The sequence below is a fragment of the Psychroserpens jangbogonensis genome (assembly GCF_000797465.1).
Classification (GTDB): Bacteria; Bacteroidota; Bacteroidia; order Flavobacteriales; family Flavobacteriaceae; genus Psychroserpens; species Psychroserpens jangbogonensis.
On the sequence record NZ_JSWG01000006.1, the window covers coordinates 355014 to 368742 of the forward strand.

11 protein-coding genes are annotated in these 13729 nt (G+C 32.6%); 1 reads left to right on the plus strand and 10 read right to left on the minus strand.

The genetic code is table 11. The annotated features are described in order from the left end of the window. Window positions 1–33: 33 nt before the first annotated feature. From RH81_RS04985 to RH81_RS04995, 3 genes are read right to left on the minus strand one after another with little or no spacing between them, the layout of a single operon-like run. Window positions 34–1875, minus strand: coding sequence for an adenylate/guanylate cyclase domain-containing protein (locus tag RH81_RS04985; RefSeq protein ID WP_052172420.1), 1842 nt, complete (start codon window positions 1873–1875; stop codon window positions 34–36). Window positions 1876–1895: 20 nt separating this feature from the next. Next, window positions 1896–2468 (minus strand): hypothetical protein, encoded by a 573-nt coding sequence (locus RH81_RS04990; protein WP_033958531.1) that lies wholly within the window; start codon window positions 2466–2468, stop codon window positions 1896–1898. 50 nt (window positions 2469–2518) lie between these two features. Then, a complete protein-coding gene (locus RH81_RS04995) occupies window positions 2519–3073 on the minus strand; it encodes a Pycsar system effector family protein (protein WP_052172421.1) in 555 nt (184 codons plus the stop codon). A gap of 304 nt (window positions 3074–3377) precedes the next feature. Here RH81_RS04995 and RH81_RS05000 point away from each other — a divergent pair, with 304 nt between their 5' ends. Beyond that, a complete protein-coding gene (locus RH81_RS05000; RefSeq protein WP_033958532.1) occupies window positions 3378–3650 on the plus strand; it encodes a hypothetical protein in 273 nt (90 codons plus the stop codon). A 3-nt stretch (window positions 3651–3653) separates the two neighbouring features. Here the strand turns inward: RH81_RS05000 and RH81_RS05005 are convergent, their stop codons facing one another. The 7 genes from RH81_RS05005 to efp form a co-directional block, all read right to left on the minus strand. Continuing rightward, a complete protein-coding gene (locus tag RH81_RS05005; protein WP_033958535.1) occupies window positions 3654–4205 on the minus strand; it encodes a DUF4251 domain-containing protein in 552 nt (183 codons plus the stop codon). Window positions 4206–4346: 141 nt separating this feature from the next. Then, window positions 4347–7619 (minus strand): WD40/YVTN/BNR-like repeat-containing protein, encoded by a 3273-nt coding sequence (locus RH81_RS05010; RefSeq protein WP_033958537.1) that lies wholly within the window; start codon window positions 7617–7619, stop codon window positions 4347–4349. A 135-nt stretch (window positions 7620–7754) separates the two neighbouring features. Then, window positions 7755–10727 carry a M16 family metallopeptidase gene (locus tag RH81_RS05015; protein WP_033958553.1) on the minus strand — a complete coding sequence of 991 codons (2973 nt, stop codon included), beginning with the start codon at window positions 10725–10727 and terminating at the stop codon, window positions 7755–7757. A 99-nt stretch (window positions 10728–10826) separates the two neighbouring features. Then, complete coding sequence (sucD, locus tag RH81_RS05020) at window positions 10827–11699, minus strand: succinate--CoA ligase subunit alpha (protein ID WP_033958554.1); 873 nt, start codon at window positions 11697–11699, stop codon at window positions 10827–10829. Between the two features lie 82 nt (window positions 11700–11781). Continuing rightward, a complete protein-coding gene (locus tag RH81_RS05025; protein WP_033958555.1) occupies window positions 11782–12186 on the minus strand; it encodes a nuclear transport factor 2 family protein in 405 nt (134 codons plus the stop codon). Beyond that, window positions 12183–13121, minus strand: a complete 939-nt coding sequence (locus tag RH81_RS05030) for a UDP-3-O-(3-hydroxymyristoyl)glucosamine N-acyltransferase (protein ID WP_033958558.1) — start codon at window positions 13119–13121, stop codon at window positions 12183–12185. Before RH81_RS05030 ends, RH81_RS05025 begins: the two co-directional genes overlap by 4 nt. After that, window positions 13121–13687 carry an elongation factor P gene (gene efp, locus RH81_RS05035; protein WP_033958561.1) on the minus strand — a complete coding sequence of 189 codons (567 nt, stop codon included), beginning with the start codon at window positions 13685–13687 and terminating at the stop codon, window positions 13121–13123. The genes RH81_RS05030 and efp overlap by 1 nt, the downstream gene beginning before the upstream one ends. Window positions 13688–13729 lie beyond the last annotated feature (42 nt).

Genomic DNA, 13729 nt, shown 5'->3' on the forward strand with positions numbered 1-13729 from the left:
GCTAGGGTTTTATTTACTAAACTAAGGGTATAACTAATCTACGTAGTCCACAAAATACATTTGTACCTTGCCTTTTCCTTTGGCTTCAATTTCACCTCTTGGTGTAAATTTAAAAACGTCAAATTCCTTTAGTATTTGATAGGTGCTTTCACTAATATTTACTCTACCTGGCTCACTTGCGCTTTCCATTCTGGCCGCAATATTAACAGCGTCTCCCCAAATATCATATTGAAATTTTGTAGTTCCTACTACACCAGCAACCACAGAACCATTATTGATTCCAACGCGAATATCAAATTTGGCTAGTTTATGATTAAAGCTTCGTTTTGTTTTCTTTACAAACTCAGTTATTTCTAAAGCAGCTTGACACATTTTGGCTGTATGGTTTTCAACAGGGAATGGTAAACCTCCAGCACACATATAAGCATCTCCAATAGTTTTGATTTTTTCTAACTCGTGTTTTTTAATAATCTCATCAAATTTTGAAAAGTAAAAATTGATACTCTCGACAAGTTTTTCTGGACTTAATTTCCCTGCTTCTTCCGTAAATCCTTTAAAGTCTGTAAATAAAACCGAAACCGAATCAAACTGCTTCGCTTTTACTTCACCATGTTCTTTGAGTTCTTGAGCCGTTTCTTCAGGTAAGATATTGGTCAATAAATCATCAGAACGTTGTTTTTCACTCGCAATAATTTCATTCGTCTTTTTCATGAATTTATTTCGCTTGAATAGAGAAATTGCAAAAAGTATGATGAATAATAAAATCGCTGCAATGGCGAAAACAAGAATTTTCTGTGTTCTTTTTTGTTGATTTAATAAATCGACCTCTAATTGCTTTTGAGACACCTTATAATCAGTTTCTGTGCTCGCTGCTTTTTGGATTTGATCAAGGTCTTTAACACTATCTCTATATATTATATGTCTTTTATAATTATCGAATGATCTTTTGAAATTACCATTTTTCTCATAAATATCAGATAGTTTTAAGTAGGCATCACTGACCTGATCTTTAAGGCCATGTTTCTTTGCTAATTGTAAACTTCGGCTAACGTAATCGTATGCCTTATTGTGCTCACCTCTTGCAGTATACACATCAGACATTGCGTTTACATAAATACTAATACCATAGTAATCACCTTGGCTTTCTAATAAATCTATAGCTTCATTTAAATTGGATTCAGCTTTATCATTTTCCTCTTTTTCCGCATACACTAAGCCTACATTTCCTAAATAATAAGCTTTACCGACTTTATCATTTTCCTCTTCGAAAATTTTCCCAGCTTTATTTAGGTAATACAAAGCAGAATCTAGTTCTTTAATATTGAGATATTCATCACCAAAATTAAATTGTGCATAAGCTAACGTCAATGGATCACCCGATGCATTCTCCATTAATTTTAGCCCTACTCTATAATACTCAAAAGCCGTATCAACATCTCCCATAATAGAATAGACGTCTGCGATAGCAATATTCACGGTTGCCTCCTCAGGTTTTAAATCAGCTTCTTTAGATATTCTAAGAGCTTCAAAATAGCTTTCAAGGGCTTGTGTAACATCACTTAACAACTTATGACCATTCCCTTTTTGCATATATCCGGAATACTCATACCGAACAGAATCTTTACTTTTTGCGGCTACAATTAGTTGTAAGCTATAGGAAATCATTTTATCAGTATCTGTTTCAGATTCTGCTAGAAGCTTTAAGATTTCTAATTCACTATTTTCTTCAAAATCACCATTTTTATAAACAACTTCTAGACTATCACTCAACTTCTGGTCTTGAGCAATACTAAATTGACCAATGAAACAAAAAAAGCCTATAACGAGATAGGCCTTTTTAAAGTTTAAAACTGATATGCTATAGTTTAGTTTCACTAAATACTCTATAAATGAAATTAGTTAAGTGTATTTCTTCCTTTAAGTCGAAGTTTAGGGTCGATAATAAAAGGGCCATATTCTACACTTTCTCGTACGATATAACACTCAATATCATATTTCCAATTCAAATCAAATTCGTCTTCTACATCATCTACATTCAACAATACAGTAGTAGGTGCTTCTTCATAATAACTAGCTGATTCACCTGAAGGAATTACTAATGTTAAATATTGTGAGATAAACAGATCATAATCAATTTCTTCATCTAGTTCATCAAAAAAGTAAATGGCATCATATATAAATATATCAGTTGAAAGTAATCCTGCTGGTCTTGCTAAAACAAATCTCTCGCCTAGTTCTAAAACTGATTCTTGATCAGCTGTAGAAACACCATTAGGCTGTCCAAAACTGATAAGGTCCGTAATATCTGTACCAGGAGGCAAAGCTAATATTCCATCAATATCTCCAATGGAAACACTAGGTGTAATAACAATTTGATCAGGAGTACCACTTCCACTATCATCATCACTTCCGCATGAAGCGATTGTAATAGTAAGAATTGCAAGAAAAATAAATTTTGAGATTTTCATAAATGATTTAATTAATTATTGATTAATAGCGATTTAATATGTTATAAAATTTAAGTAACGGCAATAGTTATTAGAGTAGCCAGAATAAAGAGCACACTTAACATGAAGAATCTAATAGCATTTTGAACGTTTTTGAATTTAGTAGCTACAATTGTACTTTCCACATGAATTTGTTGGGCAAGCTGATCAAATAACTCAAACCTATCTTCATTAACTTCGAAAACACGTGTTACATACTCCTCAATACTGTTGAATTTTGAAACAACATCTCCAAAGAAAAAGACATTATCATCATATTTTAAATTAATAATTATAGGCTTAAAACATTTAAACGCATAAAAAATGGATACTAAAGCTGATACAATCCACAATGTAGTAAGAACTAAAATCAAAGGATTTTGATCAAACAGGAATTTGAAATACTCCATTCGATCAACAAACAATCCTATAATTAAACTGTGAAAGGAAAATACAACTCCAGCTTTGACTTCGGAACTTTTTTTTAGTTTTTCTAAACGCATCAATTGTTTAAAATAAACACCTGCGTCTTGTTTAAGTTTTTTTATTGGTTTATCTGAACTTGTGGTTGATTCTTTTTTACTCATATAGATTTTGGTGATGCTTTAAAATTAGCAATTAAAACTAGAAATAGGATTACAAGATAAATATTTTAAGATACTATATCAGATTTTTCCGCTAAATGGACTTAAAAATCACATGATAGGATAAAATTTTAGCGCAAAATACATTTTTTCAGATCTTTAAACATCAATATTTACGCGATAAACAAAAAAACCACATCACTTTATCGGACAAAAACGAGGATTATCAATTAAACTTGATTTACCTACTCATCTGGAATAACTTACTTTAAGATTTAAACCCCAAACCTATTAAAATCTAATTATTATGGATGCCAATTTATCATTGTTTAATCAAATTAATAGCCTGTCTTACTGGTTCTTAATTGAAAGTAATTACAAAAGTACTGTTATCCTTGATGCTGAAAAAGACACTTTTTTTGTTAAGATAAAAAAAGGAAAACATCATTTGTACTCATGTCAAATTACTCACTTCAGTAAAAAAAATTCAAAGTTTTTAAATTTTGAGCTTGCTGCTGTTGTAAATAGTTTGCTTCACATAAAAGAAACCGTTATGCGTAAACGATTTGCGAGTGCTTAAGACTTATTTATTTAACTGGACTGCTGTTCCCGAATAGCTAATTGGATTACGTGTTGATCCATTTAGGAACATTGAAGATTTTAAATTTGGAAATATTGTAATATTGAATCGAAGTAATTCTGATTTAGCTTTAGCATCAAACGAAATTGTATAACTATCGTCTTTAGTGTTTACTTCTGCACTATAGTTTTGTAATTGTCCTTCAATACTAATCGAAGTATCAGAGCCGTTGTAACCTGAACTCATTCGACGTTCTCCAAAATATGGTAATTCAGCATAAATACTATCACCTACAATTCGTAAATAATTGACATTTCCAATTAAGCTAATCTGATTTGCATTACTGCCAGGAGCGATTAAACCAGAATTCTGTAATGAAACCATAGCACTAGAAACTTGAGGGTAAGCCATATCCGAAGTGATTTCAAATTGCTTGCTTTCAACTAACTTTGTGAATTTATCCAATTGTTCTGGAGTTGCCTTAGATTTACTAGAACTACAAGAAAACATAATAAGCACGCCTATCAATACTATATATTTACTAATTACTTTCATTCGTCATATTTATATCAATTAAGGTATGAAATATCTTTCTATAAATCTTCATTTTTAATAAACCTTAACAGTACTTTCTTTTATAAAAAAGTCAGCTACTGTAATAGTAGCTGACTTTAAAATCAATTTCAATAATTCACTTTAGTTTTTATAACCACGTCCTGGCGTATAAGGCGCTCCAGAAGCAATTAACTTTTGCTCTAGTTGTTTTATATCTACATTGTAAATAGCTTCAACCTTATTCTTAATTGCATTTATTTGTCTTTTAGCAATAGCAAAACTATTCTTATGTGTTTCTGTAGGTGCAGATGTAGAATATTTTTGCTCGTAACTAATTATTCCTATCCTATTCGCTGGTGTTTGTGATTGACTCACATCTAACTTCCTTTTTATAGGATCTCCATAAAGCTCTAAGTTGATTGCTTGAAGTTTATCTTCAATTGACAATACTGAAGCAGTTAATGTTTCATAAGATTGCTCAGAACGTTTTATAGCCGCTTTAATATAGCGCAACTTATTATTAGTCTCGTCCATAATAGTTTGCGTTACTGAATAATCTGCTTCAAGTTGTGATACACCTTTCTGGAAAGCAACTTTAGCAGCTCTATCATCAGTAGGCATAACAGTGTTTTTTAAAGCTTTAACTGTAAATGATTTGGGACCAACTAAGGATGACATAGAACCATTTTTAAATAGATCCATTTGAACTGTATAAGTTCCTGGCTCTACTAAAGTACCTTCGTCAATAGCTGCCCAAGGGTTATAGAAAGAAGACGAGCTTAAATCTATTGGATTTGGAAGGGTATATCTTAAATCCCAGTGAAAACGTTGTACGCCTTCTTTTGGTGCCTTAAATTCTTTTTTTACAACAGTACCTGTACTGTTTTTAATAGTAAATACGAGTTGAGGATCTTCTTCATCTCCTTCAGCTTTTAATTCATTATAATTAGGATAAGGTGTGTCTTTTTTAGACTTAATGAGTTCTTTTTCTTTTTCTGAACGTTTATCCTTCAATGATTTATGAGTCTCATTAAAGTAATAAGTAATCATAGCTTCAGGTCCTAAATTTTCAGCAGTAAAAAAATTATCACCTTGAAATGATTTTCCTGGCAACCCCAAAGGAGAGCTTCGTTCCCAACTTAATGCTTCACGAACAGGGTATAAAATTGCTGTCTCTGAAGGTTTGTTATTTTCAATAGTACGTAATGCTGAATAATCATCTAATACGTAAAACCCTCTTCCAAATGTTCCTAAAACTAAATCATTTTCACGCTCTTGAATTGCAATATCTCTAACAGCAATTGTTGGTAATCCTGCCGATAATTCTTTCCAACGCTGTCCTTGATTTGGTGAGAAAAACGCACCATATTCCGTTCCGCAAAAAATTAAATTTTTGTCTACATGATCTTCCTCAATAGAATAAACACTACCCTTAGGTAAGTTACTACTTATGTTTGTCCAAGTTGTTCCTTTATCTGAAGATTTGAAAATGTAAGGCTTAAAATCCCCATACTTATGATGATTAAATGCAACATACAACACATTTACATCATGCTTAGATAAGTAAACTGAATTCACATAGGATTGATTAGGTACTCCAGGAATACTTGAAATCTTTCGCCAAGCGTTTCCTCCATTTTCTGAAATATGAACCAGACCATCATCTGTACCAACAGCTAATAAGTTTTCATCAATTGGAGATTCTGATAAAGATACGACAGCTCCAAATAGTGATGTAGATCCATTTTTTGCAACGGCATCTACACTCACTACACGATCATAAACTTTCAATGTATTTCTGTTAATTTGCTTTGATAAATCATCACTAATAACATTCCAACTATTTCCATAATCATCAGAACGAAATACTTTATTTCCTGCAAAATATAATCGTCCAGATTTATGCTTACTAACAGCCAAAGGCGAATCCCAATTAAAGCGATAGGCATCTTCTCCATCTCGTTCTGCAGGTTGAATACCCATAATTTCTCCACTTAGTTTATCAAAACGAACTAAGTATCCATTTTGTGATTGTGCGTAGACTATATTCGGGTTTTCAGGATCTATTTGTGATTCGAAACCATCTCCTCCATTTGTGATAAACCAATCGAAATTTGTAATCCCATGATTTGTTAACACTCTTGAAGGTCCACCAATACTAAAGTTATCTTGAGTTCCACCATATACATTGTAAAACGGATAATCATTATCGACAGCAACTTTATAGAACTGAGTTACAGGAATGTTTTCTTTAAAATCCCAAGTTTTAGCAGCATCAAATGTTTCGTACATACCACCATCACATCCAACTAACCAATGCTCATTATTATTAGGATCAATCCACATACAATGGTTATCTACATGTTTAAAAACCTCTCCTACACCATTAAAAGTTCGTCCGCCATCATGACTAACCGACATCCAGGTATCCATTGAATAAATTGTATTTGGATCTACTGGATCTGCTATAATTTCTTGATAATAGTTACCACTAGTTTTATGAGAGCTTCGTTTATCCCAACTTGCTCCTCTATTTGTAGAAGCGAAAAATCCACCTTTACCATCAGCAGCTTCTACTATAGCATAAATTATTTCTGGATCAGCAGGTGAAATAGACAAACCTATTCTTCCCAATTCTACACTAGGTAAACCTGTTTGACTTTCAGTCCATGTATTTCCTCCATCAGTACTTTTATGAAGTCCAGAACCTGGCCCACCACCAACATATGTATAGACATGACGTCTTCGTTGTAATGTAGAAGCATATAGAACATCCGGGTTTGTTAAATCCATAACCACATCATTAACACCAGTGTGTTCGTCTACGGTTAAAACGGCTTTCCAATTTTCTCCACCATCAGTAGATTTATATAAACCACGTTCTCCTCCTTTACTCCATAATGGACCAATAGCAGCAACGAATACAACATTAGAATCGTCTGGATGCACAATAATTTTTCCAACATGCTCAGATGTTTTTAATCCCATATTTTTCCAAGTAGAACCTCCATCTATAGATTTGTAAACACCATCACCAAAAGATACAGAACGCTGATTATTGTTTTCACCAGTACCAACCCAAATTACATTTGAATTATTTGGATCTATTGTGATACAACCAATTGAATAAGAACCTTCATTATCGAAGATTGGTTCAAAGGTTACACCAGAATTTACAGTTTTCCAAACACCACCAGCAGAAGCTGCAACATAGTATTCAAATGGATTAGTAGGATTTACTGCAACATCTGATATACGTCCAGATGTTAATGAAGGGCCAATGTTACGCCATTTTAATCCGTCAATTTTAATTTCATCTAGAGGTTGTTTGTCTTCTTTCTTAGATTTTTGAGCAACAACAGATTGCAAACAAAACAAAGTACAAAGAAGAAAAATAAAGGTTGATTTTTTCATTTTTTAAATTAGTTTTTAATAAGAATCTAAAGATATGAAAGTAATTTGTTTTTAAAACTAATTGTAGACCATTTACAAACAAAAAAGGCAGCTCCAAAATGAAGCTGCCTTTTTATAAAATTATTTATTGTTAGATTACATTTTAACCTCTTCAGGCTGTTCGTAATTAAATAGATAATCAACATCCATTTCTTGAAGTTCTCCTAATTTTTTCAAAGCTTCAAAGTCAATGTCTTTTTTATTACCAATAACCATTACATTATAATTCTCTCCACTAATATTGGTGTTAAAGAAATTACGTAAATCATCCATTGTCATATCCTTTATGGTATTGTACATATCTTCTCTATTGTCATTATCAATACCTCGTCTCTTGAGACCTTCATATGTCCAGAAAATACTAGATTTCGTAATACGTTGTGCAGCTATCTTTTTTAGTGTTGCTTCTTTAGCTGCATTGAATTGCTCTTCAGCTTCAGGCATATTAGTCATCAATTCCATCATTGCTTCAACAGCTTGAGGCATTTTATTGGCTTGTGTTCCCATATAAGCCATAACATAGTTGTTATCATCCTTTTTACTTGCCGTACTATAACTAGAAAATGCTGAGTATGCTAATGATTTTGATTCTCTAATTTCTTGAAAAACAATAGATGCTAATCCGCTACCAAAATACGTATTAAATAATCTTGAAGCTGCCATGTTTTCCGCTTTGAAAGGGTCTCCTTTTGCTAAGAATAGCATTTCAGATTGAACCATATCAAAATCAACAAAATAGACATTGCCACCAGTTTCTTTTTCTAGATAAGCCATTGCTTCTGGATATGTTTTTAAATTTCCAGAAACTGTATGATTAGTATTTAAAGCTGCTACAGCAGCATCGATATCTTTTCCGTAGTAAAAAACACGTTGCTCAAAGTTTTTCATTCCTTTTACTATTTCAACTAATTCTGCAGGGTCCATAGCAGTAAGCTCTTTCGTTTGGAAGATATTTCTTAAACGTGAGTTATCGCCATATTTCCCGTAGCTCATTAAACCATTCCAAAGGATATTTCCTTTTTGTGATTTACCATCTACTCTACCTTTTGTAATTGACTCAACGTATTTATTATATGCTACTTCATCAGGAACAGCATTATTCCATAAGTGTTCTAAAAGCTCTAAGCCTTTTGGTAAATTCTCCTTTAATCCATTTAAGCCAACATAAGTAGTTTCTGCTCCTGCACTCACATAATATTTAACTCCTAATTTGTAGAATTCCTTTTTAAGTTCTTCAGCAGAATATTTATCCGTACCTAAATATTCCATATATCCAGCAGCAAGTCCTAATTTCTTATCATTATCACTTCCCATATCGAAGATGATATTCATATCAAATAAGTCATTCTGCTCATTATTAATATAAGACACTTCAATGCCATTATCCATTTTAGTGGTTTTAATAGCGACTTTATAATCTACATACTTAGGCTTCAAAAGTTGTGATTCGGTTTTATTAAAATTAGCAAGGAACTCAGAACTTTTGTTTCTATTTACATTCACTGGAGTAATTCCAGGGTTTTGAACCTTAACAATAGAGTTGTCTTCACCTTGTCGTTTGTAAGTGATTACATAATTATCTTTGTAAAAACCTTTAGCAAAATCAACAAGCTCTTGTTTAGAAATATCTTTTAGATCCTGTAAAAATTCAACTTTTCGATTCCAATCTTCTTGATTAACAAACGCATTAACATACATGTTTGCTAAAGCTGTACTATTCTCATATTGTTGAGTCTGACTCAATTTTAAGTCATTTACTACAGCATCAATCATCCAGTCATCAAATTCACCGTTTTTTAATTTTTCGATTTGAGCTAACAATAAAAGCTTTACGTCATCAAGTGTTTGTCCTTCTTTTGGAGAACCATAAAAAGTATGATGTCCATATTCTTTCATAAATCTAGGGGAACAACCAGCACTTTGAACTGTTTGCTTTTGATTAAGATTTAAATCAATTAAACCTGCATTGCCATTTGCTAGAATCATATCGCAAAGGGTTATCAATTTTTCTTGTTCTGTACTTGTTCCTTCTGTTCTATATGCAATTGAAATGTTTTCTGCTGTTGGTCCAAAAACTTCCTTAACAATTGTTGTTGTTATTGGTTCTTCTTTAGGAAGTGTTGGATGCAAAACTTCTTTGTTTTCAAGTTTTCCGAAAGTATCATTAACCTTTTTGATGGTTTCATCAAAATCTAAATCTCCAACTAATACCATTGCCATATTGTTAGGTACATAATACTTATCAAAATAATTATGAATATCAATCATTGAAGGGTTTTTCAAATGTTCAGCTACTCCAATAGTTGTTTGTTGTCCGTAAGGGTGATTAGGAAATAACCCATCCATCATAGCAAAATAACTTTTCCAACCATCATTATCCTGTCCTCTATTAAATTCTTCAAATACAGCTTCCAATTCTGTATGAAATAATCGTAATACTAATTGACTGAAACGTTCACTTTCAACCATTAACCATTTATCAAATTCGTTAGCTGGAATTTTATTGGTATAAACCGTTTGCTCAAACGACGTATATGCATTTGTTCCAGTTGCTCCTAATGAACTAATCATCTTATCATATTCATTAGCTACTGCATAATTTGAAGCCTCTAAAGACACTTCATCAATCTTTTTATAAATCTCAATCTTTTTATCTGGATCAGACTCAGCTCTATGTTGTTCGTATAAATCTGAAATTTGATCTAAGAAAACCTTCTCTTTTTCCCAATCTATAGAACTAATCTTATCTGTCCCTTTAAATACCATGTGCTCCAGATAATGAGCTAACCCCGTTGATTCTTTTGGATCATAGTTAGAACCTGCTCTTACAGCAATATAAGTTTGGATTTTAGGCTCATCACTATTTTTACTCAGATATACTTTAAGACCATTCTCTAAAGTATATAATCGTAAGCCTGTTGGATCGTTGGCTACAGTTTCATAAGAAAAACCGCTAGCGTCTTTTTGAGACTCGACCGAATATGCCAAATCCTTGTTACTGCTTTCGGTTTTACAACTGTAAGCAATTGCTACAAATGCAACCAAAGCAATTAATTTAAAGTACTTCATGTTTGTGTGATAGTGTTTATTAGTAAAAAAAAATCCGTTAGCTAAAATAAAGCTAACGGAATAATAACGTGATGTTTTTATATATATTTTAACAAGAGGTTAACTAATAACTTCTGCTACTTTTTTTCCTATTTCTGCAGGAGATTCAACTACATGAATTCCGCATTCTCTCATAATTGCTTTTTTAGCTTGAGCTGTGTCATCACTACCACCTACAATTGCACCTGCATGACCCATTGTACGTCCAGCTGGAGCAGTTTCGCCTGCTATAAAACCAACTATAGGTTTCTTACTACCACTGTTTTGGTACCATTTAGCAGCATCTGCTTCTAATTGACCTCCAATTTCACCAATCATAACCACACATTCGGTTTCTGGATCGTTGATTAATAACTCAACAGCTTCTTTAGTTGTTGTTCCAATAATTGGATCACCACCAATACCAATAGCCGTTGTAATTCCTAAACCTTGTTTTACAACTTGATCAGCAGCTTCATAAGTTAAAGTTCCTGACTTAGAAACAATACCTACTTTTCCTTTTTTGAAAACAAATCCTGGCATAATACCAACTTTTGCTTCTCCTGGAGTAATTACACCTGGACAGTTAGGTCCAATTAGGCGACAATCTCTTCCTTTTATATAATTTGAAGCTTTAATCATATCTGCAACAGGAATACCTTCCGTAATTGTAATAATCACTTTTATACCTGCATCTGCAGCTTCCATAATAGCATCAGCAGCAAATGCTGGTGGAACAAAAATAATAGTAGTATCTGCTCCAACTTTTTCAACAGCTTCTTGAACTGTGTTAAAAACTGGCTTATCTAAATGAGTTTGACCTCCTTTTCCTGGAGTAACTCCTCCTACTACATTTGTACCGTATTCAATCATTTGTCCAGCGTGAAAAGTACCTTCGCTACCAGTAAAACCTTGAACTATTATTTTTGAATCTTTATTAACTAAAACGCTCATTTGTGTTTGATTTTTTTAATGAATTTTAAATTGGCAATTCGTTTTGCAAAAATAAGTTTTTGATAATGATTTTTAAACCTTTTTAAACTTTTATTTCAGCATAAGAATTTAAACTATCAGAACTAATATCTGCTAACTGACTAATCTCAAAACCTCTATACATTTTATTGTCTTTAACTTCCCAAATTGTTATGAAATGAGCTAATGCATCTTCTTTCTCTGGTCGTTCTATTGTAGTAGCATAAATAGTATATCTGACAGTTATTGTGTTGTTATCTTGCAGTAGATGGCTCACTCTAAACTTAAATGAAAGATATGATTTCTGAACACCTTTCAACATGTCATCAATACCTTGAAAATCTAGTTTTGTAAACCCTTTACTACTATTCCAACTTAACTCACAGTTTTCATGAAAGAAGTTCATGATTTTATCATCTTTTGCCAAGTCGGATTGATAAAAATTATTAACTATTTCTTTTGGACTCATTTTAGTTTTTTTAGTTCTTCTAAGATTCTTGGAATTTGTTTAATAGAAGCCAATCGTTTCAATTCTTGACGTGCTTCTTGTATTGGAGTTCCCCAATATGCTTTTCCTCCTTCAATAGATTTAGTAACACCAGCTTGTGCTTGTACAACAGCTTTAGCTCCAATGGTTATGCCACTAGCTGTACCAACTTGTCCCCAAATTGTTACTTCATCTTCAATTACCACACATCCTGCAATTCCTGTTTGTGAAGCAATAAGGCATTTTTTACCAATCACTGTATCATGGCCAACTTGAATCTGGTTGTCTAATTTTGATCCATCTCCAATGGTTGTATCACCAGTTACTCCTTTATCGATAGTACAACAAGCTCCAATATCAACATGATCTCCAATTACAACGCGACCTCCTGACAATAACTGATCGTAACCTTCAGGACGCTTTTTATAATAGAATCCGTTAGCACCTAAAACAGTTCCAGAATGAATGGTCACATTATTTCCTATAATGGTATCATCATAAATACTCACATTAGAATGTATAATGCAATTGTCACCAATTACTACATTATTACCAACAAAAGCATTTGGCTGAATAATTGTGTTTTCTCCAATTTTTGCCAAAGGAGAAATGGTTGTGGGAGATGACTGAAATGGTTTAAAGTATTGCGTAAGTTTATTAAAATCTCTAAATGGATCATCACTAATAAGCAATGCTTTCCCTTCAGGACATTCTACTTCTTTATTAATAAGAACAATTGTTGCTGCAGACTCCAAAGCCTTATCGTAGTACTTAGGATGATCAACAAAAACAATATCTCCAGATTTTACAACATGAATTTCATTCATTCCTAAAACAGGAAAATCATCAGATCCAACATATTCTGTTGAAATAATGGCTGCAATATCTTTAAGTGTATACGGTTTAGGAAACTTCATTATTCCTTAATACGTTCTTTATACGTTCCTTTTTCTGTTTCTACTTTTATTTTATCGCCTTCATTAATAAACAAAGGGACATTTACTTCGGCACCTGTTTCTACTGTTGCAGGTTTAGTTGCATTTGTAGCGGTATTTCCTTTAACACCAGGCTCTGTTGCTGTAACTTCTAATATTACAGTAGCTGGCATATCAACTGAAAGCGGCATACTATCTTCTGTATTGATAAGAATAGTAACTATTTGACCTTCCTTCATTAAATCTGCCCTATCTAAAGCGGCTTCTAATAATCGAATTTGAGTATAATCAGCTTCATTCATAAAATGATAGAATTCACCATCATTATATAAGTACTGAAATTTATGAGTTTCTACTCGTACATCTTCAATTTTATGTCCTGCTGAAAATGTATTATCTAAAACCTTTCCGGAAGTAACGCTTTTCATTTTTGTTCTTACAAAAGCTGGTCCTTTACCTGGTTTTACGTGAAGGAATTCTATGATTTTATAGATATCATTGTTATATTTAATACACAATCCGTTTCTTATATCTGAAGTACTTGCCATAAATTATTTTATTTTATTTAACTAACAAATAGCTAGTTACAG